This window comes from Clostridium pasteurianum BC1, from assembly GCF_000389635.1.
GTDB classification, from domain to species: domain Bacteria; phylum Bacillota; class Clostridia; order Clostridiales; family Clostridiaceae; genus Clostridium_I; species Clostridium_I pasteurianum_A.
In genome coordinates this window covers 4,270,138-4,293,040 of the sequence record NC_021182.1, presented here as the reverse complement: position 1 = coordinate 4,293,040, position 22,903 = coordinate 4,270,138, and the positions used below count along the sequence as shown (strand labels likewise).

The window sequence follows — 22,903 nt, the reverse complement described above, 5'->3', positions numbered from 1 at the left end:
ATAGAATCGTTGCAAAAATATTTACAATAGTAATTTATACTATTTGCTAATTATTGTAACCAATTAAAAATGTATTATACCATTATTAGTAAATTTAATAAAGAAAATGGATACATTTATTACAGTAATAATGTGGGGGCTTGGCATATTTGTCACAGTCTCCATTTTTATTTTAAGTAAAAAATAAGAAAGGATATGATCTTATGATACCTATTAAGACCACTTCAAGAAACCCAACAGATACAAAAGGTTATGCAGCTATACAATATAGCTGGACTGGGAATATACAAGGAATACAGGGTAATGCTAATGAATAATTCTTAATACAGGATAAAGTCTAGGGTGTAATGCTCTAGGCTTTATTTTTTAGAATGTATCCAATCTCTAAGTGTTATTTTTATAATATTTAATTTGTCCTATTAGAAGATAGCAAAGTAATTTATCTTCACATTATGTTCATTATCCCACTATAAACTTGACTGCATCTTCATAACATTTAACTTTCTTCACCGTAAAATACTTCATGAATTCTTTCGTCCACATGTCCATCTCTTCTTGTATTTCATTTACTTCATTCATGATGAACACAACATTTTTACAATCTGTATTTGACATAGCTGGAAGCAATACAGAAAATCCCCATTCTGTATCTCCTTTTTCATCTTCAAATCCGTTTCTTGCATCTACAACAAAATTACTATTGGGGTATTTCTTAAGCAATTCCAAAGCAAATGTTGTTGGATTTCTATAGTCATCATAGCAGCAGAATTTTTTCCATGTAAGAAATACTATATTGTCTTCTGACATATACTTTACATTACTAAATTCTGAATCAAATTCATTTTTCTCTATATTCAAATTCATAATTTTCTCCTTTCTTATTTGGATTAATTTAATTCCTATCATGCATTAACTTTAATAAAAGAAAAGCACACTGTAGACTAGAAATTTTTCTTCGTATTGTCCACATCATTTAACTTTTCATAACAGCAATAAACATAAATAAGCTCAGTGTATCCTCCAATTATATAAATAACATTTGCTTCACTTTTTCTTACAAGTCCGTATTAATGCATGTACTAATTATACCTTGGATTAAAAAGTATTCCCACATTTTACAAAATAAAAAAAGATACATCATAAAGGCACATCTCTTGAATGGAGTTAAAAAATCAGTTTAGAACATTATACTACAGTTATTTAGTTGCAACAATATTTAAATAGAAAGGCACACCCGAAAGTGTACCTTGAGAGAAAAATTAATTGGAAAAGTAAATCAATTTATAGTATTTATATATGTTAGAGTTTTATACAATTAAAAACTTTCTTTTTTTAGAGGACTTTTTCGTTTTTTGTAGAATTATAAAAATAAAAGCGTAAATTCTAAGAATAGCCATATAAATAAGCTACAAATATTTGTTGCTATGGAAATTGTTATGGAAATTTAGAGGGGTGATTTAAATGAGCAAAGAAAAAACTAAAAATAAAATTAGTAAATTTCGAAAAACAATTTTAGAGTTATTAGATAAAAATATTATAACTGGAGAAAATGCTGTAAGATATGGCTATAAATTTCTTTCAATAACAGCAGGCAATATATCATATGAAGATAATTTACTTGACAATTATATAAATAATAATAAGTTATTAGATGCATTTTGTGCTATAGTGGATGAAAAAATAGCTAGTACAACAGGTGATGAGCATTTACTAAAAAAATATCAAGCTAGGGCAAATAAAGCTGCCGATGAATTGACAGAAGATATCAAGGCTTTTGCCGAAACTAATGAAGAAAAATTAAAAGGTATTTTTAATAATAAAGAATTCTTAGATTTATATGATAAATTAAAATTCAGACACAAAAAATAGCAGATCAAAAAAAGGAGTAGCTTATATAGTTACTCCTTTTCTGTTTTTGACGTCAAAAATTAGTCGAAACTTTAGTTACTTTTTTTATATTATATCCATTTATTAAAATTTTAAATTAACTGATTTTTTAACATTGATACACTTATTACTCTTAGTTATGTGTGGTTTTCACTATTGTATATACCCCATTAGAAAGAATATAACTTAAATCCATATATCATGTATCTGGCAGGTCTATTCAAAAATCAGAAACATTAGAAAGAATATAAATTAATAGATTTATATGTATAATTGGAAAAAAGCTTGTCTTAAAAGGTATTTTGTGTGTAAGATTTATAACTAAACTTTCATAATTAAAAAGTACTAGGAAGTTCATCAAATTGAATTTCCTAGTGTTTTATTATTTTTAAATTAATTATAAATTCAGTTTTAAAATCTGTAAAATTTCATGGAATAAATGTTAACAATAGTAAATTGTAATAAATAAAATAAGGTAAGAGGATAATTCATCTAACTGAGGGTGGGTACAGTATGGTTGTTGCTTTTCAATAAGATTGCATGCAGATAAAAGTACCTTTTGAGAGGTGATTTTAGTTTGAATGATTTATTTAGCTATATAGAAAAATTGACATTAGAATTGGTGAATATACCAAGTATTAATGGTACACAAGGTGAAAAGAAAATAAGCCTCATAATACTCTAGAAAGTAAAATGGAATCTGAAAATAATATAATAAAAAATTTAAATATACCTGCAATTAACTATGGATGCTATGGTAAGGATGCACATAAGTGGACAGAAAGAGTATACAAACCTTATTCATTTGATATTCTGCCAAAATTGATTTTGTCAACAGTGGATAAATTTTTAAATGATTAAGGTATATAAAAAAATGATGAAGCTCCTAGTGTAGCAGAAGAAGATATTGTAATGAAAGAAGAAAGTTGAAAGCACTATAAAGAAAGGTGATACATTGTGGAGAGTAGATTTATTTCAAAAAAATATTATAATAATGTAAATACTGTTATGTTTGATTCATTACCAGTTTTAAAGCAGGATAAAGAAATAATAAATTTAAGCATAGGTGTTCCAGATTTTATAACTCCTAAGATTATAATTGAAAAGGCTTTTCATGATGCCATAAATGGTCATACCAAGTATGCAGAGCCTACGGGAGATACTGAATTTATCAATGAGATAATAAAATTGTACTCTAATGAGTACAATTATAATTTCACAGAGAAAGAAGTAATGGCAGTAGTAGGTGCCTGCCATGGAACTTATCTGGTTTTGCAGGCAATTATAGATGAAGGTGATGAGGTAATAATTCATGAGCCCTATTTTACACCTTATAAAGAACAAATAAAATTGGTTGGCGGTAAAGCTGTTATTTTAAAAACAGTGGAAGAGGATAATTTTAATATTAATATAGATAAGTTGAAATCAATAATAACTAAAAAAACAAAAGCTATAATCTTAAATTCTCCTAATAATCCCACAGGAGCTTTTTTTGACAGAAAATTGCTTGAGAAAATAGCAGAAGTAGTTATAGAAAATGATTTGATAGTAATATCAGATGAAGTTTATGATAGCTTTATCTATACAGAGAAGTTTTGTCCCATTGCTTCTATACCGGGGATGAAAAGGAGAACAATAACTATTGGAAGTTTTTCTAAAGGTTATGCTATGTCAGGTTGGAGAATTGGTTATGTTATTGCTCCGGATTTCTTAATAGATTGCATAAAAAATATCAATGAAAATATATGCTACACAGCACCTTCCATTTCGCAGAGAGCAGCTTTATATGCTTTGACAATGGGAAAACAGGTGCAAACTGAAATTATAGATGAATTTAAAAAAAGAATGTTTTACTCCTATGAGAAAATTAATAAAATAAATGGACTAAGTGTGCTCCCGCCTAAGGGAGGAATATATCATTTTGTCAATATAAAAAATACTGGTATGAACTCAAAAAAATTTTCAAATTTTATAGCTACAGAAACTAATGTTATTGTGATACCAGGAACTTCCTTTGGAGAGAGCGGAGAGGGATATGTGAGAATAGCCTGTGTTGTTGGCATTGAAAAGCTTAAGGAGGCTTTTGAAAGAATTGACGTGGCTATAAATTAAAATATATATGGAAATAAGGCATATGAAAATAAATAACAAGTCAATATATATGGGGTATCTTTGACTTGTTATTTACCATGTGCAAGTTGACATGCAGAGATGTAAATCAACTTATTTTTTAATTTTACTGTTAAAGTATTATTTTTACATTTATATCTTGAATACTAAAAGTATTTATTTTGAAATTTAAACATATATGGAAATAGGCTCATATGATATAATATTAATATAATTTATATTATAGGTTATGGCTAAAAGATTAATCTTTAGTGATGTATTTCTTTACTATTAATATTAAGATTTTAAAGGGGAATGGCTCATATGGACAAAAAAATGATATTTTTTGATATTGATGGAACTATAGTAACTGAAGGAACTCACATATGTCCTGAAAGTACTATAAATGCAATAAAAAAGGTTCGCGAAAATGGAAACTTAGCTTTTATCAATACTGGCAGAACTTATTTTAATGTAACTGAAGATATACGCAGCATAGGTTTTGATGGTTATATCTGCGGATGTGGAACTTATATTAATCATGAGGACAAGGTACTTTTGCATAGATCTATAACACATGAAGATTGTGTTGATATTGTAAAAAAACTTCGTCAATATAAAGTTCAGGCACTTTTTGAGGGATTAAATGATATATTTTTTGATCATACAGAACCTTCTACAGGCTATATTGCTGTTCTAAAGGATGAATTTGGTGCAAGAGGCTTCGATGTATCAAGATCTTGGGACGACCCTAATATTGCATTTGATAAATTTGTAGTTTGGATAGATGAAAACAGTGATTATAAAAGCTTTTATTCCTATATAACTAAGGGATATGATTACATTGATAGAGGAAAGGGCTTTGGAGAAATTGTGCCTAAAGGATATTCAAAAGCAACGGGAATTCAATATCTACAAAAACATTTTAATATACCTTTAAATAACTGTTATGCTATTGGAGATAGTACTAATGATTTACCAATGCTTAAATATGTTGGCAATAGCATTGCCATGGGTAATAGTACTCCAGTTTTATTTGATTCTGTATCCTTTGTTACAAAAGATATAGAAGAAGACGGAATTGAATATGCACTAAAGCACTATGGAATTATATAGTAAACTTTAATTCAATAGACAATGTAAGCAAACTATTTGTAATATTTAATTCTCTTTTATGATAATTTAATAGGTAAAAGAATTATTCACGTAATCAAATAAGTTAGATTTGTAAGTTCCATGTATTATAACTTCTTCAACAGTGTTATAATATATCAATGTGTAAGGAGGAGAGATGAAATGCTAAATAATAACATAGTAAATTATACATATAACTCACAAAATTCAGCTTTTTTAATTCAAGAAGATCAAATAAAGGAAATTAAGAATGATGAATTAATTAATAATATAAAAAGTGCGGATGGTTTTGTTAGATATAAAAAACAAGATGATATCATTTTTTATGTTAAATATGAAATTGAAGAAGTTACAGTAGATGAGAAAAATAATTTATTGATTTTTGTACACCCAAGTGAAACTAATGTGCCTGAAAATAGTAAAGATATTGATATAGATAAATTTATTTTTGAAGATTAATTATGAAAACCTTGAAAGTAGTACTGTAAAAGGGCAAGGGCTACTGTAAAAGGGCGTGTTGAGAAAGTTCTTTTAAAAATAAAGACACTATGGGATTTTAATTTTTAAATCTCATAGTATCTTTAAAACTATAGATTCTGTATATAAAATATCTTTTTAGGCAGTTAATAATTATACTATAGAAGCCAATATTTTAATGAAAATATTGTTTATGTAAAGCAACTAATTATTATTTATTTCAAGAAATCTTCTCTTTGAGGGCTAAATATTTCAAGTAAAACTGAATCCTCTAATGCCGTTGCTCCATGAGGCAAATTAGGTTTTGCATAGTAGGAATCTCCAGTATTCAAAATATATTTTTCTCCTCCAATTGTAGCTTCAATGGAACCAGATACAACATAGCTTATCTGTTCATGAGGGTGACTGTGATAAGCTCCAACTGCTCCTTTTTTTATTATCATTTCAGCAGCCATCATATTTCCACCGCTTGCTAATAATTTTCTGCCAAAGCCTTCGCCTAAGTCCTTTGCTGGTATTTCTTTATTTATTATTATCATTTTTTCCATCCTCCTTAAGACATATGGAAATAGATTAGTATATTTACTATTATCCATTTGAAAATGTCTAAATTTCATATATAAATAATTATATCATAAATTTTAATAAGTATATTTAGAGTTACTTTTTATAGTATTTTAAGTCATATAATTCAACAGAATTTGATCTGCCAAAAAAATTATTGGAATTTCCATATTGTGAATTATTGGAGTTTTCCCATTCACCTTTAGGTACGATTTTTCCATTTTGTGCAATCCAATTCATTAAATCATTATTTGAGTTACTTCCCATAAATCCATAGGAACCCATACCTATACCTGAACCTGAATTTACCATAGCATATCTTATGGTACCAGTATCAACTAGTTGTTTAAATTTATCTATGCTAATTATTTTATCAGATCCGCTAAATCCTCCAATAGTCATTATTGGTTCACCAGTTTCGAGTATTAAATCTGAACCATAGGACATAGCAGACGGAACTGCTACAAGATATTTTTCATTTGTTTTGTTAGTTTCTAAAAAATTTATAAGTTTTGAATCATTGGTAGCACCTGAATTCCTGCCTTGACTATTATATGCAAGTTCTAAGCCAGCAGAGGGACTGCTGCCATTCATTTTATAAAATATAGGAGTAAAGGACCAAACTGTAGGAGCAATTAGAATAGCTATAAAAGCTATAGAAACTGCCAGTTTACTTATTAATAAAGATTTCTTATAGGCTATCCTGTTTTTATATGCCAAAATGTTAGTTATTACTAATATTATGAAGGATATAATACTTAAAACTGCTGTTATTAGGATTATAATTTTGTATCCATCTGACCTACTATAGTTATAGGATAAAATACGTATTTCAGCAATGGCGTTGATAATAAATGCTATTGGTAAAAACCAAGAATTCCATTTATGCTTTTTATAGAATTTCCACATAGAGGATAATCCAATTCCAACTAGGGCAGCAATAGATGGTGCCATGGTTGTTAAATAATAGGTATGAGTTATATTTTTTACAAAGCTAAAATATACAAACTCAGTTAATAGCCATACAACCCATAAGATTAATGATAATTTTTGTTCACTATCAAAAGGAAATCTAAAAGCTCTATTTAGTATTATAGCTAAAGCTCCTATTATGGCAAAGGCAAGAAGCCAACCTATTTGATCTGACATGTTATTGTTAGAAAATAATCTAACAATGCCTGGATTGGAAGAATTCCTCATACCGCCGTATTGACTTTGCATATATCCATTTGATCTATTATTAGACTGATCATTTTCAGGCGTCATTCTATTAAATCCATTTCCATTATCTGATATATTTCTTATTGATCTTTGAGATTTGTTACTATTTCCATTAATTCTTGTATCTAAACCTACTCTTTGCAAGCCATTATGACCAACTATAAGTTCCATAACGGTGTTATTTGTACTGCTGCCTATAAAGGGCCTGTTATTTGTAGGTACTAAATCTACAATTATTGCCCAGGAAAGGGATATTACTAAAAGGATAATTGTGCCTAAAAAGAGGTGCCTAATTTTCTTTTTAAAGGTTATGGTGGAAGATAGAAAATAAGTTATGTATACTGCAGGTGTTACCATGTATGCTTCCACCATTTTTATATTAAAGCCTATACCTATAGAGATCATGCTTAATACAAGAAATTTAAATTTACCATTTTCACTAGCTTTGAGAATAGCTAAGCATGCTAATAATGAAGTTATGAGAAGTAAATTATCTATGGTATTGTTTCTGCCTGCTGCTACAGTTATTGGAGTTAATGCAAGACATAGAGCTGAAATTAATCCTGCTAAGGTACCAAAATATTTTTTTATAATATAATATATAAGTAGTACTGATAATACTCCAGCAACAGCTTGAGGGAGTATTATACTCCAACCACTAAAACCAAATATTTTTGCAGATATGGTCTGAAGCCAAAAACCAAAAGGTGGTTTATCAATAGTCACAAATCCAGAGGGGTCAAAGGATGCGAAAAAGAAATTTTTAAGATTCATCATCATGCTTTTTACACCAGCAGCATAAAAAGTATTAGCATATCCTTCTATACTTAAATTAACAAAATTTAATACTATAGACAAAATTAAAATTAGTAATATTCCCAAAGTGCTTCTTTTAAATTTCACTCTTTTTTCCAAACGAATGTCCTCCTTACTTAAATACCCATAATTTAGTAATTATATTGACTATAAATCTCATATTTTTTTATCATCTTTCTTAAAATTTATCATACTTAAAATTATGTAGTTGGGCCTGGCTTTGTCTTCATCAAAAATTCTTCCTATGTATTGTCCCATAATTCCTATAGCTGTTAACATTGATCCAAATATAATAAAGTTAATTGATAAAATTAAACTAAAGCTTAAAAATTATGTGTGACTATATATTTTCTTTAATAGAGTCCATTACTTTTGTTAATCTTTTATAACTCTCATCAATAACAAGTTCTTCATTATATAATGGTACTATTGCAGAATAAATTATTCTATTGTACATTTTACTCACCTCATTTTTAAATGGTATCTATTCACACTATAGTAAAATTAAGTTACAATAATATGTCAAATTAATTAACTTTTTTTATAATTGTTATTTTACTAATTTAGCAAGTATGTCTTAATGGCAATAGAGAAAGACACACAGATGTATAAGCTGTGTGTCTTAACTAAAAATTATATACTATACTTTTATGATGAAGCATTTTGAAATAAATAACCAATCAATATGATAGTTATTTTCAGATACCTGATTTAATTATTTCAAATGGTTTTCATAATCTTCAACTATTTTTTTAACCATTTGTCCGCCGACAGAACCGTTCTGTCTTGAAGTAAGATCACCATTATAACCGTTAGTTAAAGGAGTCCCAACTTCTTTAGCAGCCTCTAATTTAAATCTATCTAAAGCTTCTCTTGCTTCAGGAACTAAAACTCTATTTCTACTTGCCATGATTAAACATCTCCTTTTTTATGTTATATTATATAAAATTTTAAAAAATTTACTTTATAGTGTTTTCATAATTTTCAATTATTTTTTTAACCATTTGTCCGCCAACAGAACCATTCTGTCTTGAAGTAAGGTCTCCATTGTAACCATTAGTTAAAGGAGTTCCAACTTCGGTAGCAGCTTCCATTTTAAAGCGGTTTAAAGCTTCTTTTGCTTCAGGAACTAAAATTTTATTTCTGGTTGCCATAATTAACATCTCCTTTCTGATATTATATTATGTGGTTTTGATAAACTTATTCTATGTAATTATAGGACAAGTTGGAATTAGAAGATATAAAAAACAATAATTTCTAATTAAGTAATCAATTATTTTATATTGTAATTTATATATAGAAAATTTTTACAATAGACTAGCCTTTCTAATAGAAAATTACACAGAGGAAAAAGCCAAGCAAAATAAAATAAATTTTATTTTGCTTGTTTTTTCTAAAGATAGGATAATATCTGTGCATCCTTGGATAATTAATCTAAATAAGATTTATTGATAATAAAAATTGAATAATAGTAAAATTTATTGTATTATTTGTGTAACTAAACATTTATCCGATGACTGTCCACTCTAATACTCCCACCGCACTCTGTAAAAGCGATTCACGCAAAATCAAAAATTTTTGTTCTCTGCTTTTCGTAAAGTGGGAGTAAAGAGTGGCTACGTCCCTGGATAACGATTTCTAAGTATCAGAGGTCGTAAACAAAGACTCCACCTGATGCCAAGAACTCTGTTTATAGTATTTTAAAATATATCATGAAGGGGAATTGTTGTATGGAGCGTATTTCAATAATTGTGATGTTAATTTTAGGAATTGTTATTTTCATATTAGGAAAGAAAAAACAAAAAAATAAAATAAAGAACGTAGGTATTATATTAATTTTATTTGCCATTGCAATAGGAAGTTCATACTTTATCTGATGATGGGCTGCTGTAATAGGATTTGTCCTAAGAGGAGAGCGAACAATATAATTATAAAAATCCTCAGTAGAAATTTAAATTCCTATTGAGGATTTTTTTAATATTGCAAAATAGTTAAAGTTTTACTTTAGCACTCTAAAAAACTGGAACCACAGCAACACCATATTTTTCATTTATAAATTTTCTTACATCATCTGTAAGTAATGCTGCTTTAAGTTTTTGAAGTTCAGGTCTTTTTTCATCAACTTTTCTTACTACAACTAAATTGGCATAAGGTGATTTAGCATCTTCTCTAAATAAAGCTGTTTTTGGATCTATACCAGCTTCTAATACCCTATTTGTATTGATTATAGCTCCATCAACTTCCGGAAGATTTCTTGTAAGCAATCCTGGATCTACTTCAATAAATTTTAAATTTTTAGGATTATCAACAATATCTTTTGGTGTAGCTTTAAAATCACTAATGCCATCTTTTAATTTTATAAGTCCTTTACTTTGAAGCAGTACTAGCATACGGTATTCATTGGAAGGATCGTTAGTAATTAAGATTTTTGCTTCATTTTTAAGTTCGTCTATTGACTTTATTTTCTTTGAATAAAAACCTATTGGTTCTACGTCAACAGCACATAATACTGAATAATCAAAGTGTATTTCTTTAGCAACAGATCGAAGATAAGGTAAGTGCTGGTCATAGTTGGCATCTACTATCTTATCTCTAACAGATTCGTTAGCCTGCTCATCACTAGATATAATTTGAAGATTTATACCTTCCTTTTTTAATACAGGTTTAATATGTTCAAGTATTTCTGTGTGTGGTGTGACGCTTGCCATTATCTTTATTGTTACTTCCTTTGAAGAGGTTGATGTTTTATCAGCACTTTTAGTACCACAACCTCCTAGCAATAGTACTCCTGACATAATTGATGCAAATAGTATTTTTTTAAATTTCATGAAAATTACCCCCTTAAATTCTTGTTATTCAAATTTATATCTTTTTTTATTAACTTGCCTTGCTGAGAAGTCTCCTAAAAGTTGAACTCCCTGTACCAATAGAACAATTATAACAACTGTACTGAATAATACATCAGTTCTATATCTCTGATAACCAAATCTAATGGCTAAATCACCAAGCCCGCCTGCACCTGTTGCACCAGCCACTGCAGTTGCTCCAATTATTGAAATAAGACCTAACGTAAATCCTCTTATTAGTGATGGTAGTGCTTCTGGTACAATTACTTTAGACACTATTTGAAACTGATTTGCGCCCATAGAAAGAGCTGCTTCAATCTTTCCTCTTTCAACAGTGATAGATAAATAAACCTCTCTTAACATATATACAAAACTTTTGACAGCAATTTATATGAGGATTATACTTGAATTAAAATATTTTACTATGTTAGGAGTGTAAAAATGAAGAGTACAGTATTTTTGAATTCTAAAAAGTTAAATTTTGATAATAATATTGATTTTTCTAAGTTAAATAGCTTTACTAAGATTACCCAATATGATACTAGTGCTGAAAGTGAAATTTTAGAAAGAGTTAAGGGACAAAATATAGTGGTAACTAAAGAACTTCCTCTTAGTGGAGAACTGATAGCTAAATTTCCATCTTCTGTAGAACTTATCTGTGAAGCTGGTACAGGCTATAATAACATAGATATAAAGGCTGCTAGAGATAAGAATATATCTGTATGTAATGTTCCAGGATATAGTACTGATGCTGTAGCACAGCTTGTTATAGCTTTTATATTAAATTTAAGTTCATCACTTTCTAAACAACAGGTTATGCTTAAACAAAACAATTTCGATAATTTTAGTAAAGATTTACAAGTGCCGCATTTTGAGATAAATGGAAAAACTTTAGGAGTAATTGGAGCAGGGGCTATAGGACAACGTGTAATAAAAACTGCGCTAAGCTTAGGAATGAAGATACTAGTACACAATAGGAGTGTAAAAGCTATTGATAATGTAGAGTTTGTTTCTTTAGATGAATTGCTTGAAAAAAGTGATTTTGTAACGCTTCATTGTGCACTTACTGAAGATACGAAATACCTTATAGATAGTAATAAGCTAAAACTTATGAAGTCTTCTGCATTTATTATAAATACAGCAAGAGGGGCTATGATAAAGGAAACAGATTTAATTGAAGCACTTAAAAGTAAAGAAATTGCAGGAGCTGCACTAGATGTTCAGTATCCGGAACCGCCAGCTTTTGATAATCCACTGTTTTGTATGGACAATGTTATTTTAACTCCACATATAGGATGCAAATGCGTTGAATCAAGGCAAAGACTTATTGATCTTTTAGGTGAAAATATAGAGTCTTTTATAGATAATAAAGCAATTAATGTAGTAAATTTTGATATATAAAGAAAACTTTTATTTAGTAATCTAAAATTGTGAAAAGTAATTTGGCAAACATTTGATAAATTTTTACAGAAAAATCTAGTGATATCAAAGCTTATAAGGATTACTTGCCCAATATAGGATAAATATATTTTGGGAGTTATTATAATATAATTTGACAAATTGTAAAAGTAAAATTATAATAATTTTAGTATTAATGCAAATATTTTGAATATAATTTAAGAACGGTCAACTAGAAAAACTAGAGACCATGTTCACTACTATTGAGATGAATAGAGTGAAACATGGTCTTTTTTTGTTGAAAATATAAGTTTAAATTCTATACAGTTAATTAGGTCATGTAAAAAATGTGTGCGTTAATAATTACAAGCTTTGAAATTTTATGTATTGAAATTTTGTAAGGGTAAAATTTTAGAATATTAAGGGGGAAAAATATGGGAGTCAATATAGAAAAATCTTCAGTTGAAATAAGGGAGAAGAGACTTAATTCAATTAATGGCTATGAAGGTACTGCTTCTGATTTATGTGAGAGTTATGACAATAAAACTTTATGTAATCGTGATAGGTCTTTTACTCAATGTACAACCTGTAGTGCGGATCAAGTTATGAATCAATTATCCTGTATTCAGGATGCTGCAATTGTAGAACATGGTCCAGCAGGTTGTAGTGGTGATATACCAAGACGTAATTTAGTAAATAGATCAGGGAGAAAAGCGAGAAATATACCGGTATGCAATGTACAATATATAAATACAAATTTAACTGAAAAAGATACTATATATGGGGGCTTAAATAAACTTGAAAATGCCATAAGAGAGGCAAAAAATAGGTTTAATCCCAAAGCTATATTTGTAACTACTACCTGTGTCTCTGCAATAATTGGGGATGATATTGAAAGTGTAACGGATAAAATTGAAAAGGAAATTGGCATACCTGTAGTTCCCATATATTGTGAAGGTTTTCGTTCAAGAATTTGGGCTACAGGATTTGATGCTTCTTATCATGGGATTTTGAGAAAAATAGTTAAACCTGCAAGAGAAAAAAAGTCCGATGTAGTAAATATAATTAATTTTCATGGCACAGATGTATTTTCACCACTTCTTGGGAAAATTGGACTTAAAGTTAATTATATTGTTCCTTTTACTACTATAGAACAGCTTAGCCATATTTCAGAAGCCGCTGCTACACTGCAAATATGTTCTACTTTGGGAACATATTTAGCTGCAGGGTTGGAAAAATATTTTGGAGTACCTGAAGTTAAAGCTCCAGGGCCTTATGGAGCAGCCGGTTTTAATGCATGGATTAGAGAACTTGGTAAAATAGTTCATAAAGAGGATGAGGTTGAAGAACTTATAGAAGAAGAAAAAAACAGGACAGCTTTCCAAATAGCAGAACTTAGAAAAAAACTGTCAGGGAAAAAAGTTTTTATAGGTGCAGGTTCAGCTTATGCTCATAGCATAGTGGCCATTGTGAAAGAACTTGGTATGGATCTTGTAGGGGTCTCTACCTGGCATCATGATCCCATATTTGATAATTTTGATAAGAAATCTGATACTTTAAGAAATGATGTAGAGCATTATGGAAATTTTAAACTTTCTGTTTGCAATAAGCAATCCTATGAATTAGTTAGTATGCTGTATAAGTATAAGCCGGATATATATATAGGTAGACATACGGGTACAATATGGGCTACAAAACTAGGAATACCATCATTTTTATCTTTGGATGAACATTATGGAGTTGGATATCAGGGATTGATAAATTATGGAGAGCTAATTTTAGATACAATTAGCAATACTTCCTTTGTTAAAGGTATAGCTTCCCATAATAAACTTCCTTATACTGATTGGTGGTTACAGCAGGAAACATTTAAGTTTATGGAGGGAAGAAAAAAATGAGTGAATTAATTCAAGAACCAAGACATTTTTGTGCTCTTGGTGCACAGCAAACTGTTGTAGCTATAGAAAGAGCTATACCTATTTTGCATGCAGGACCAGGATGTAGTTCAAAGTTATCAGCAGCAATGTCCACCTGTGGAGGTTATCAAGGTACAAGATATGCTGGAGGAGATGCTATTCCCTGCAGCAATATGTTAGAAAAAGATGTAGTATTTGGAGCAGAAAGTAAACTTAAAAAGCTTATAGAGAGTACTTTAAAGATAATGGATGGCGATTTATTTGTAGTTCTTACGGGATGTACCTCTGATATAATAGGAGACGATATAGGAAATGTGGTTAGAGATTTTCAAAGACAAGATATACCTATAGTATATGCAGAAACAGCAGGATTTAAAGGCGACGCCTATAAGGGACATGAACTTGTCCTTGAGGCTATAATAAATCAATATTTAAAAGCTGATGAAGAAAAAATACCGGGGCTTGTAAATGTTTTTGCATCAGTTCCCATTCATGACCCATTTTGGGAAGGGGATCTAAAAGAAATAAAAAGATTGCTTGAAAGTATAGGACTTAAGGCAAACATATTATTTGGATATAATGGTGGAGGTATTGAAGCTATAAACCTTATACCAAAGGCTGAATTTAATATTGTAATTTCTCCTTGGATAGGTATAAAAACTGTCAAGCTTTTGGAGAAAAAGTTTAATACACCGTATTTACATTATCCAATACTTCCTATTGGAGCAGTTGAAACTTCAAAATTTTTGAATAAAGTGGCTGATTATGCAGGTATAGATAAAAAAGTAGTTGATGAAGTGATAAAAAAGGAAGAAAATGAATACTATCACTATTTAACTAGATTAGCAGATTTTTTAGTGGAATTTAGATTTAATTTACCTAAAAGATTTTTTACTATAAATGATTCAGCCTATTCTCTTGCCATGACTAGGTTTTTAATAAATGATTTGGGACTCTTGCCTGAACATCAGTTTATAACTGAAGATGTTCCAGAGGTATTTAGAGATGAAATTAGAGGATATTTTAAAAATATTGCACCAAATATATCTTCTGATATAACCTTTTCTCAAGATGGAGGAATAATTAATTCAGAATTATCTAAGTTCCAGATTAATATAAGTCCATTAATTTTAGGAAGTTCCTGGGATGTAGATATTGCAGCACATCTCGGAGCTACAAATGTAAGCGTTGGATTGCCAATAGTAGACAGAACTATACTTCAACGTAATTATGTAGGATATACAGGGGGATTAAATTTAATAGAAGATATTTATAATAAAGTCTTGTCAAGACATAATTAATTATAAGTGACAAATTATAATATAAAGATTCTATATACAGTTCTAGGCATCAGATAAAGTTTTTATTTAATCTGATGCCTAGAATTCGTTGCTTAGGAACATACTTGTTTTTACTTCAACTTAATTTTATGTTCATTCCATCTACGAGTTCTTATTTGATTTTGAATAAAATAAAAAGCTATTCAGTTAAGTAAAAATAACTAAATAGCTCTCTATTTTCAAAGAAAAAATATTTTTTTAAAAGTCCTCCCAGTCATCATCGAATCCTTCAAATGGGAAAAAGAATGGGAAGATAATAAAAGGAAATTGGGATCTACGTCTACGTCTTCTGCGTCTTCTACGTCTAGGTCTTCCAAATTCACCCTGTCTGTACTGATAATCATCATCAATATTAAGATATTCATATTCTTCAGGATTTTCATAATTATCAAATATAGGTTCATTGTAAGATCTATAATCATTGTACTCAGGGTAATAAGAATCGTATGGTGATGGATAAGTATTATAGTCATAATTCACATTTTCTGTATCATAGTAATTATTTACTTTTTGTTCGTTGTTATCGTTATTAGTATTCACGATATACCTCCATAAAATTTACTACAGTTATATATTATGCATAAACTGGAAAAAAGGTTAATCACTTTCAAATTATTCATAAAGAAAATTAGGTTTTATCGATTATTTGCTGAATTATTTACTGAAATCAATTTTAATAGTTATCTTAATAAGCATTCTTTTAAAGTAAAAAAATAAAAGATTAATATTTCCAGTAATGTTTTCTTGATAAATTGATAAAAATATATTGACATTTATTTTAAAACTCAGTAATATTTTAAATGTCACAGCATTAATATTTTATTTATATTTTATTAAATTATCTAAAAGGGGGCTTTTAAATGAATGGAGTAAATTCAGGAGATACCGCATTTGTAATTATTGCAGCAGCATTAGTTATGTTAATGACTCCAGGACTGGCATTATTCTATGGAGGAATGGTAAAAAGAAAAAATGTATTAAGTACCACAATGTATAGTTATGCAGCGTTGGCAATTGTATCAATTCAATGGATATTCATAGGTTATACTTTAGCTTTTGGAACTGATATAAAAGGAATAATAGGTGGTTTTAATTTCTTTGGATTAAGTGGAGTAGGTTTTGCACCAAATGCTGATTATGCAGCTACAATACCACAGCAGGTATTTATGCTATTCCAGTTAATGTTTGCAATAATAACACCAGCATTAATTTCAGGAGCAATTGCTGAAAGAATGAAATTCTTAGCCTTTGCATTATTTGTGTTATTATGGACCACATTGGTTTATGATCCAATTGCTCACTGGGTATGGGGAGTAGGAGGCTGGATAAGAACTTTAGGAGCCTTAGACTTTGCTGGAGGAAACGTAGTTCATATAAGCTCCGGAGTATCAGGGCTTGTAGCAGCAATAGTACTTGGAAAAAGAAAGAAGATATCAATACCACATAATCTTCCAATGACAGTATTAGGAGCAGCTTTATTGTGGTTTGGATGGTTTGGATTTAATGCAGGAAGTGCTCTAGGAATAAACAATTTAGCAGGAAGTGCATTTTTAACAACAAATACAGCAGCAGCAGCTTCAGCTATAGCATGGAGTGCTTGCGAGTATTTTTATAGAAAGAAAATAACATCTCTAGGAGTTGCTAGTGGACTAGTGGCAGGATTGGTAGCAATAACACCGGGTTCAGGTTTTGTAACACCAATGGCATCATTAGTAATTGGACTTATTGGAGGGATTGTTTGTTTCCATGCAGTAACTTTCATGAAAGCGAAATTTGGTTATGATGATGCATTAGATGCTTTTGGATGTCATGGAATAGGCGGAATTTGGGGAGGAATTGCTACAGGAATATTTGCATCAACAACAATAAATTCAGCAGGAGCAAATGGACTATATTATGGAAATATTAAATTGTTAGGTGCTCAACTGGTAGCAATTATAGCAACAGTTGTGTATTCAGCAGTAGTAACCTTCATCATATTAAAAGTAATAGATAAGATTATGGGAATCAGAGTAAGTGAAGAAGAAGAACAGACAGGATTAGATGTTACTCTTCACGGTGAAGAAGCTTATGGCGGAGTAAATAATTAATTTAAGAACAAATATTTTATTGCGGATATAATATATATAAGAAGGGGGTATTATCATGAGCGAAAAACTTACAAAGATAGATATTATAACTGCTCCTGGAAAGTTTGAGGAATTAAAAAATGCCTTAGATGGAATTGGAATTACAGGAATGACAGTTTCAAACGTTTTAGGTTGCGGAATGCAAAAGGGACATAAGGAATATTACAGAGGAACCACAGTAGATATAAACCTGCTGCCAAAAATAAAAGTAGAGATAGTAGTATGTGACGTACCTGTGGAATCTGTAGTTGAAACAGCAAAGAAAGTACTTCACACAGGAAAAATAGGCGATGGAAAAATATTTGTCTATGATGTACAAAATGTTATACGTATAAGCAGTGAAGATGAGGGAAGAGCTGCTTTGCAGTATAACGATTAGTTTAAGTTTTAAGCAAAAAACTATTAGTGGAAAATACCAGTTCATTATTTATGAACTGGTATTTTTATGGTGCGCCCAGCACAGGTTAAAAAAACATAGCATATATACAATTAATATTTATTGTAGAAATAATGTAGAAAATATTAATAATTTATGAATTCTATTGACAGCATAGATAAAATGCAATAATATATAAACATATTAATTACATATGATTACTATGAATTTTTAATGAAATTGTCAATAGTTGACCAGAAAACTGGAGGCTAAATAATTATTTTAAATAGTTATTTAGCTTTTTTGTTATATTTAAAATTAATTGGGGGTATTTTAGTGGTAAAGAAAAAGTGGATAATTATAAACTTAATAATTTTGATATTAGCAACACTAATATTTACTAGTTGCGGTTCAAGTAAGACTACTAAAGATAATAATGCGTCTATGAGTAATATGAGCAATATGACTAACATGAGTAATGCAAGTAAATAATCAGCATTAAAAATTACAAATTTTATACAATTTATTGTCCGCTGTAATGTCTTACATAATTAATATGGATACAGCAGCGGATTTATCTAAATGATACAGCGAGGACAAAATTATTAGAAATATCAATGAATCTTACTTGGTGGGAGTTTGTACTCCCACCAAGTTTAGATGAATTATCCAGGGACGTGTCGCTGTTATCTCCATCTTTAGAAAAGTAGAGAACCAAAATTTTTAATTTTGTGTGAATCACTTTCACAGAGTGCGGTGGAGTATTACAGCGACTAGTCATCGGATAAATCTTCACTAAATGAAGTTTGTCTATAATTATATGATTAAAACAACAGGCTGTAAATAAATTTTTACTATTCAGCCTATTGTATTCTATACATTAATTTTTTACAATATATAGTAGCTAATTTTTATTAATAACTTTTGGGAGATAATTATTATATATAAAATTTTTATATTTGAATGGAGCTTTAATATGAACAAAGATAGAAAAAAGATACTAATTGTAGATGATGAAATAAAGATTATAGAAGTTATAAAATCATATATTGAAAATAGTAATTTTTATGCTTTTACAGCTACTAACGGAAATGAAGCTATAAGTTTATTTTATAATGTTAATCCTGATCTTATTATTTTAGATTTAATGCTGCCGGATATAAATGGTGAAGAAATATGTAAATTTTTAAGAATTAAAAAATCAAAAGTTCCTATAATTATGCTTACTGCAAAAATTGGTGAGGAGGATATTTTAAATGGTCTCGATATAGGAGCAGATGACTATATAACAAAACCTTTTAGTCCAAGACAGCTTGTTGCCAGAGTAAAGGCATTATTAAGAAGAGTTGAAGTTGATGAAGTTCAGTCGTCTGATATATATTCTTTTAATCAGAATGATCTTATAATAGACAATGTATCTTATGAGGTTAGAAAAGCTGGGACTCTAGTTAATCTTACCCGTAATGAGTACAATATACTTATTGCAATGGCTAAGCATCCTTCAAAAGTATTTACGAGAGAAGAACTAATTTCTATTGCATTAAGTGGAGATTTTGAAGGCTATGACAGAGCTGTCGATTCTCATATAAAAAATTTGAGACATAAGATTGAAAGTGATCCCCGAGTTCCTAAATATATTCAGACTATACGTGGTGTAGGTTATAAATTTGGAGAATGAGATAGGGGGAGAATAATAAATGAAAAGTAGTTTAAAGACAAAATTAGCACTAACTTATGCTTTAGTGGCTATAATAAGTATACTGATGATAAGCCTTATGACAAATGTATTTTTAGAAAAACAATTTAAAGAATATACTATTGAAAATCAGGAAAATAAAAATAAGGAATTAGCAGATTTAATTTCCAAACAATACAGCGACAATGAAAATTGGAATTATAAATCCATTGAAAGTATAGGTATCAATGCTCTTGAACAGGGATTAATTATTAAACTGAGTGATAATTCCGGTAAAGTAATATGGGATGCCGCTACCCATAACAATGGATTATGTAAACAGATGATAGACCATATCGAAAATAATATGACTAAATATTATGGTAATAGTAGTGGTAAATATGAAGAAAAATTATATACAGTTCACAATAATAATAATAAAATAGGAAACTTACAGATTGGATATTACGGTCCATTTTATTATAGTGATAATGATATAGAATTTATAAATACATTGAATAAGCTTTTATTAGGCGTAGGCATGTTAGCACTATTTTTTGCTGTACTGTTAGGTTTATTTATGGCTAAAATGTTGAGCAATCCCATATCCAGAGTCGTTAAGGCAGCACAAAATATTGCCAATGGTTTTTATAATAATAAAATTACTGAAAAATCTGAAACAGCAGAAATTGATTTGTTGATTTCAACAATTAATAATTTAGCGGAAACCCTTGAAAATCAGAAAAATTTAAGAAAAAGAATGTCTGCTGATATTGCCCATGAACTTAGAACACCTTTGGCAACATTGCAAAGTCATCTGGAAGCTATGATAGATGGAATATGGAAACCAAGTACAGAAAGATTGGAAAGCTGCCATGAAGAAAGCCTGAGAATAAATAGATTAATAGGAGATTTAGAAAATTTAGCTGAATATGAAAGTGAAAATTATAAATTATCTAAGGTTAAATATGATATTTATGATCAAATAAAGAAAATAATATATAATTTTCAGGCTGATTTTAAAAATAAAGGAATTAACATTAATCTTAATGGAAAAAGAGAAATTGTATTTGCGGATAAAGATAAGATTAGTCAAGTTATAATAAATCTCATATCTAATTCGTTAAAATATACACCTAAGGATGGAAATGTAGAGATAATTATTGATAAAAGTGATAAGGAAATAATTATAAAAATTAAAGATACAGGAAGAGGAATATCCTCAGAAGATTTACCCTATATCTTTGAACGATTTTATCGTGTAGATAAATCTAGAAATAGATTGACAGGAGGAGCTGGAATAGGACTTACTATTGCAAAGGCCATTGTGAATTTTCATAAAGGAAATATAGCTGTAAAGAGCAATTTAGGTAAGGGAACAGAATTTACTGTACTATTACCAAAAGGAATATAAGAAAATTATTTATAAATAGTAAAAAACTATAGAATATATTTGTGAAATATGGTATTATAATAAACAAATAGGAATGGTAGGTTAAAATATAAAACTTTAGGGGGAAAATAAATATGTCAAAAATAGCAAAAAAATTAGTTGATTTAATTGGAAATACACCATTATTAGAACTTTCAAATTACAATGCTCACAAGGGATTGGAAGCTGAAGTTATTGCTAAATTAGAGTATTTTAATCCAGCAGGAAGTGTAAAAGATAGAATTGGATATGCTATGATAAAAGATGCGGAAGAAAAAGGTTTAATAAATAAAGACACTGTTATAATTGAACCTACAAGTGGTAATACAGGAATAGGCCTTGCTTTTGTGGCAGCTTCAAAGGGATACAGACTTATACTGGCTATGCCTGAAACAATGACTTTAGAGAGAAGAAATCTTCTTAAAGCACTTGGTGCGGAGTTAGTTTTAACACCAGGGCCAGAAGGAATGAAAGGTGCCATTAAAAAAGCTGAAGAATTGGCAAAGGAAAATCCAAATTCTTTTATACCACAACAATTTAAAAATCCAAATAATCCTGAAATTCATAAAAAGACTACTGCTGAAGAAATTTGGAGAGATACAGATGGACAAGTAGATATTTTTATAGCAGGTGTTGGCACTGGTGGAACTGTTAGTGGTGTAGGAGAGACATTAAAAAGTAAAAATCCAAATGTAAAGATTATTGCGGTGGAACCTTTCGATTCTCCAGTTTTATCTGGAGGAAAACCAGGGCCACATAAAATTCAGGGAATTGGAGCTGGATTTATTCCAGATACCTTTAACGCTGAGGTTATAGACGAAATATTTCAGGTAAAAAATGAAGAAGCTATTGAAACAGCAAGAGAATTGGCAAAAAATGAAGGCTTATTAGTAGGTATATCCTCAGGAGCAGCTACTTTTGCAGCAACACAAATTGCAAAGAGACCTGAAAATAAAGGGAAAAAGATAGTGGTGTTATTGCCAGATACTGGTGAAAGATATTTATCAACTCCTTTATTCCAATAAGTTTATGTTTTAGAGGTAAATGAATATCACTTAGTAGTAGTTTATACTTCTACTAAACTTAAAATAAATTATTTAGTAGTTATTATTCAGAGAACAAACGATATTTACATATTGGTTATTATGTAAGTAAATATGATTTTAATGATTTATCAGAAACACTGGAGACTAAGTGTATTTTAATTTTACAATATACTTAGTCTTTTTATTGTGGTTTATATGCCATTTCTTTAAAATATACAAATAACAATATTATTAAAAATTTTTAACTAGGATGTGATGATATGATAGAAAATATTTCACTTAATGTATATGGAATGACTTGTAATTTATGTTCAATGAGAATAAAATCAACGCTAGAAAAGGTAGAAGGTATTGTTAAAGTAAATGTTAGCTACGCTTCTGAAAAAGCAAAATTTGAGTATGATAATGCAAAAATAGATTTAAAGAATATAAAAAAGAAGATAGAATTGTTGGGATTTTCAGTAGATGAAAATAAAATTAACTTGAAATTTTAACTGAATTTATCTCTTTGTAAACAGGAGAAATTTCATATACTTG

24 protein-coding genes and 1 pseudogene are annotated in these 22,903 nt (G+C 29.3%); 16 read left to right on the top strand and 9 right to left on the bottom strand.

Features of this window, described 5'->3' with window-relative positions:
• Positions 1-459 precede the first annotated feature (459 nt).
• Positions 460-864 carry a hypothetical protein gene (locus CLOPA_RS19920; RefSeq protein WP_015617229.1) on the bottom strand — a complete coding sequence of 135 codons (405 nt, stop codon included), beginning with the start codon at positions 862-864 and terminating at the stop codon, positions 460-462.
• Between the two features lie 597 nt (positions 865-1,461).
• Between CLOPA_RS19920 and CLOPA_RS19915 the strand changes: the two genes are divergently transcribed.
• The 5 genes from CLOPA_RS19915 to CLOPA_RS19900 all read left to right on the top strand — a co-directional run bounded on the left by CLOPA_RS19915 (position 1,462) and on the right by CLOPA_RS19900 (position 5,589).
• Positions 1,462-1,869: a hypothetical protein gene (locus CLOPA_RS19915; RefSeq protein ID WP_015617228.1), complete on the top strand. Its 408-nt coding sequence runs from the start codon at positions 1,462-1,464 to the stop codon at positions 1,867-1,869.
• A gap of 711 nt (positions 1,870-2,580) precedes the next feature.
• Entirely contained in the window at positions 2,581-2,748 is a 168-nt protein-coding gene (locus CLOPA_RS25380) for a hypothetical protein (protein ID WP_155241950.1), read from the top strand.
• A gap of 96 nt (positions 2,749-2,844) precedes the next feature.
• Positions 2,845-3,999, top strand: a complete 1,155-nt coding sequence (locus tag CLOPA_RS19910; RefSeq protein WP_015617227.1) for a pyridoxal phosphate-dependent aminotransferase — start codon at positions 2,845-2,847, stop codon at positions 3,997-3,999.
• A 321-nt stretch (positions 4,000-4,320) separates the two neighbouring features.
• Positions 4,321-5,112, top strand: a complete 792-nt coding sequence (locus CLOPA_RS19905) for a Cof-type HAD-IIB family hydrolase (protein WP_015617226.1) — start codon at positions 4,321-4,323, stop codon at positions 5,110-5,112.
• 180 nt (positions 5,113-5,292) lie between these two features.
• Complete coding sequence (locus tag CLOPA_RS19900; protein ID WP_015617225.1) at positions 5,293-5,589, top strand: hypothetical protein; 297 nt, start codon at positions 5,293-5,295, stop codon at positions 5,587-5,589.
• A gap of 233 nt (positions 5,590-5,822) precedes the next feature.
• Here CLOPA_RS19900 and CLOPA_RS19895 read toward each other — a convergent pair whose 3' ends face one another.
• The 5 genes and pseudogenes from CLOPA_RS19895 to CLOPA_RS19880 form a co-directional block, all read right to left on the bottom strand.
• Positions 5,823-6,146 carry a cupin domain-containing protein gene (locus CLOPA_RS19895; RefSeq protein WP_015617224.1) on the bottom strand — a complete coding sequence of 108 codons (324 nt, stop codon included), beginning with the start codon at positions 6,144-6,146 and terminating at the stop codon, positions 5,823-5,825.
• A gap of 121 nt (positions 6,147-6,267) precedes the next feature.
• Positions 6,268-8,307 carry a glycosyltransferase family 39 protein gene (locus CLOPA_RS19890; protein WP_015617223.1) on the bottom strand — a complete coding sequence of 680 codons (2,040 nt, stop codon included), beginning with the start codon at positions 8,305-8,307 and terminating at the stop codon, positions 6,268-6,270.
• 247 nt (positions 8,308-8,554) lie between these two features.
• Positions 8,555-8,665 (bottom strand): annotated as a pseudogene (locus CLOPA_RS26885) (glycosyltransferase); the annotation flags it as partial.
• 258 nt (positions 8,666-8,923) lie between these two features.
• Entirely contained in the window at positions 8,924-9,118 is a 195-nt protein-coding gene (locus tag CLOPA_RS19885) for an alpha/beta-type small acid-soluble spore protein (protein WP_015617222.1), read from the bottom strand.
• Positions 9,119-9,167: 49 nt separating this feature from the next.
• Complete coding sequence (locus CLOPA_RS19880; protein WP_015617221.1) at positions 9,168-9,362, bottom strand: alpha/beta-type small acid-soluble spore protein; 195 nt, start codon at positions 9,360-9,362, stop codon at positions 9,168-9,170.
• Positions 9,363-9,938: 576 nt separating this feature from the next.
• Between CLOPA_RS19880 and CLOPA_RS25690 the strand changes: the two genes are divergently transcribed.
• Entirely contained in the window at positions 9,939-10,085 is a 147-nt protein-coding gene (locus CLOPA_RS25690; RefSeq protein ID WP_015617220.1) for a hypothetical protein, read from the top strand.
• Between the two features lie 135 nt (positions 10,086-10,220).
• On the opposite strand, the gene CLOPA_RS19875 is transcribed toward CLOPA_RS25690, so the two are convergent.
• Both CLOPA_RS19875 and CLOPA_RS19870 read right to left on the bottom strand, forming a co-directional pair.
• Positions 10,221-11,036 (bottom strand): MetQ/NlpA family ABC transporter substrate-binding protein, encoded by an 816-nt coding sequence (locus tag CLOPA_RS19875; RefSeq protein WP_015617219.1) that lies wholly within the window; start codon positions 11,034-11,036, stop codon positions 10,221-10,223.
• A gap of 24 nt (positions 11,037-11,060) precedes the next feature.
• On the bottom strand, positions 11,061-11,417 hold the full coding sequence (locus tag CLOPA_RS19870) for an ABC transporter permease subunit (protein ID WP_051115674.1): 357 nt from the start codon (positions 11,415-11,417) through the stop codon (positions 11,061-11,063).
• Positions 11,418-11,495: 78 nt separating this feature from the next.
• Between CLOPA_RS19870 and CLOPA_RS19865 the strand changes: the two genes are divergently transcribed.
• The 3 genes from CLOPA_RS19865 (at position 11,496) to CLOPA_RS19855 (ending at position 15,669) form a co-directional block, all read left to right on the top strand.
• Complete coding sequence (locus tag CLOPA_RS19865; RefSeq protein WP_015617218.1) at positions 11,496-12,455, top strand: NAD(P)-dependent oxidoreductase; 960 nt, start codon at positions 11,496-11,498, stop codon at positions 12,453-12,455.
• A gap of 431 nt (positions 12,456-12,886) precedes the next feature.
• Complete coding sequence (locus tag CLOPA_RS19860) at positions 12,887-14,350, top strand: nitrogenase component 1 (protein WP_015617217.1); 1,464 nt, start codon at positions 12,887-12,889, stop codon at positions 14,348-14,350.
• Positions 14,347-15,669 carry a nitrogenase component 1 gene (locus CLOPA_RS19855; protein ID WP_015617216.1) on the top strand — a complete coding sequence of 441 codons (1,323 nt, stop codon included), beginning with the start codon at positions 14,347-14,349 and terminating at the stop codon, positions 15,667-15,669. The genes CLOPA_RS19860 and CLOPA_RS19855 overlap by 4 nt, the downstream gene beginning before the upstream one ends.
• A gap of 237 nt (positions 15,670-15,906) precedes the next feature.
• Here CLOPA_RS19855 and CLOPA_RS19850 read toward each other — a convergent pair whose 3' ends face one another.
• A complete protein-coding gene (locus tag CLOPA_RS19850) occupies positions 15,907-16,248 on the bottom strand; it encodes a hypothetical protein (RefSeq protein ID WP_015617215.1) in 342 nt (113 codons plus the stop codon).
• A gap of 320 nt (positions 16,249-16,568) precedes the next feature.
• Here CLOPA_RS19850 and CLOPA_RS19845 point away from each other — a divergent pair, with 320 nt between their 5' ends.
• From CLOPA_RS19845 to CLOPA_RS19820, 7 genes are all read left to right on the top strand, one after another.
• Positions 16,569-17,798, top strand: a complete 1,230-nt coding sequence (locus tag CLOPA_RS19845; protein WP_015617214.1) for an ammonium transporter — start codon at positions 16,569-16,571, stop codon at positions 17,796-17,798.
• Positions 17,799-17,853: 55 nt separating this feature from the next.
• Entirely contained in the window at positions 17,854-18,216 is a 363-nt protein-coding gene (locus CLOPA_RS19840; protein ID WP_015617213.1) for a P-II family nitrogen regulator, read from the top strand.
• Positions 18,217-18,549: 333 nt separating this feature from the next.
• On the top strand, positions 18,550-18,705 hold the full coding sequence (locus CLOPA_RS25370) for a hypothetical protein (protein ID WP_015617212.1): 156 nt from the start codon (positions 18,550-18,552) through the stop codon (positions 18,703-18,705).
• A gap of 484 nt (positions 18,706-19,189) precedes the next feature.
• Positions 19,190-19,891 (top strand): response regulator transcription factor, encoded by a 702-nt coding sequence (locus CLOPA_RS19835; RefSeq protein WP_015617211.1) that lies wholly within the window; start codon positions 19,190-19,192, stop codon positions 19,889-19,891.
• Between the two features lie 19 nt (positions 19,892-19,910).
• Positions 19,911-21,302 carry a sensor histidine kinase gene (locus CLOPA_RS19830; protein WP_015617210.1) on the top strand — a complete coding sequence of 464 codons (1,392 nt, stop codon included), beginning with the start codon at positions 19,911-19,913 and terminating at the stop codon, positions 21,300-21,302.
• A gap of 113 nt (positions 21,303-21,415) precedes the next feature.
• On the top strand, positions 21,416-22,345 hold the full coding sequence (cysK, locus tag CLOPA_RS19825; RefSeq protein ID WP_015617209.1) for a cysteine synthase A: 930 nt from the start codon (positions 21,416-21,418) through the stop codon (positions 22,343-22,345).
• 281 nt (positions 22,346-22,626) lie between these two features.
• Positions 22,627-22,860 carry a heavy-metal-associated domain-containing protein gene (locus tag CLOPA_RS19820; protein WP_015617208.1) on the top strand — a complete coding sequence of 78 codons (234 nt, stop codon included), beginning with the start codon at positions 22,627-22,629 and terminating at the stop codon, positions 22,858-22,860.
• Positions 22,861-22,903 lie beyond the last annotated feature (43 nt).

What these genes read in the sequence shown, in the direction of transcription:
- CLOPA_RS19920 (WP_015617229.1), bottom strand. Translation starts at nt 864, where the DNA reads ATGAATTTGAATATAGAGAAAAATGAATTTGATTCAGAATTTAGTAAT.
- CLOPA_RS19915 (WP_015617228.1), top strand. Translation starts at nt 1,462, where the DNA reads ATGAGCAAAGAAAAAACTAAAAATAAAATTAGTAAATTTCGAAAAACA.
- CLOPA_RS25380 (WP_155241950.1), top strand. Translation starts at nt 2,581, where the DNA reads ATGGAATCTGAAAATAATATAATAAAAAATTTAAATATACCTGCAATT.
- CLOPA_RS19905 (WP_015617226.1), top strand. Translation starts at nt 4,321, where the DNA reads ATGGACAAAAAAATGATATTTTTTGATATTGATGGAACTATAGTAACT.
- CLOPA_RS19900 (WP_015617225.1), top strand. Translation starts at nt 5,293, where the DNA reads ATGCTAAATAATAACATAGTAAATTATACATATAACTCACAAAATTCA.
- CLOPA_RS19895 (WP_015617224.1), bottom strand. Translation starts at nt 6,146, where the DNA reads ATGATAATAATAAATAAAGAAATACCAGCAAAGGACTTAGGCGAAGGC.
- CLOPA_RS19885 (WP_015617222.1), bottom strand. Translation starts at nt 9,118, where the DNA reads ATGGCAAGTAGAAATAGAGTTTTAGTTCCTGAAGCAAGAGAAGCTTTA.
- CLOPA_RS19880 (WP_015617221.1), bottom strand. Translation starts at nt 9,362, where the DNA reads ATGGCAACCAGAAATAAAATTTTAGTTCCTGAAGCAAAAGAAGCTTTA.
- CLOPA_RS25690 (WP_015617220.1), top strand. Translation starts at nt 9,939, where the DNA reads ATGGAGCGTATTTCAATAATTGTGATGTTAATTTTAGGAATTGTTATT.
- CLOPA_RS19875 (WP_015617219.1), bottom strand. Translation starts at nt 11,036, where the DNA reads ATGAAATTTAAAAAAATACTATTTGCATCAATTATGTCAGGAGTACTA.
- CLOPA_RS19870 (WP_051115674.1), bottom strand. Translation starts at nt 11,417, where the DNA reads ATGTTAAGAGAGGTTTATTTATCTATCACTGTTGAAAGAGGAAAGATT.
- CLOPA_RS19865 (WP_015617218.1), top strand. Translation starts at nt 11,496, where the DNA reads ATGAAGAGTACAGTATTTTTGAATTCTAAAAAGTTAAATTTTGATAAT.
- CLOPA_RS19860 (WP_015617217.1), top strand. Translation starts at nt 12,887, where the DNA reads ATGGGAGTCAATATAGAAAAATCTTCAGTTGAAATAAGGGAGAAGAGA.
- CLOPA_RS19855 (WP_015617216.1), top strand. Translation starts at nt 14,347, where the DNA reads ATGAGTGAATTAATTCAAGAACCAAGACATTTTTGTGCTCTTGGTGCA.
- CLOPA_RS19845 (WP_015617214.1), top strand. Translation starts at nt 16,569, where the DNA reads ATGAATGGAGTAAATTCAGGAGATACCGCATTTGTAATTATTGCAGCA.
- CLOPA_RS19840 (WP_015617213.1), top strand. Translation starts at nt 17,854, where the DNA reads ATGAGCGAAAAACTTACAAAGATAGATATTATAACTGCTCCTGGAAAG.
- CLOPA_RS19835 (WP_015617211.1), top strand. Translation starts at nt 19,190, where the DNA reads ATGAACAAAGATAGAAAAAAGATACTAATTGTAGATGATGAAATAAAG.
- CLOPA_RS19830 (WP_015617210.1), top strand. Translation starts at nt 19,911, where the DNA reads ATGAAAAGTAGTTTAAAGACAAAATTAGCACTAACTTATGCTTTAGTG.
- cysK (WP_015617209.1), top strand. Translation starts at nt 21,416, where the DNA reads ATGTCAAAAATAGCAAAAAAATTAGTTGATTTAATTGGAAATACACCA.
- CLOPA_RS19820 (WP_015617208.1), top strand. Translation starts at nt 22,627, where the DNA reads ATGATAGAAAATATTTCACTTAATGTATATGGAATGACTTGTAATTTA.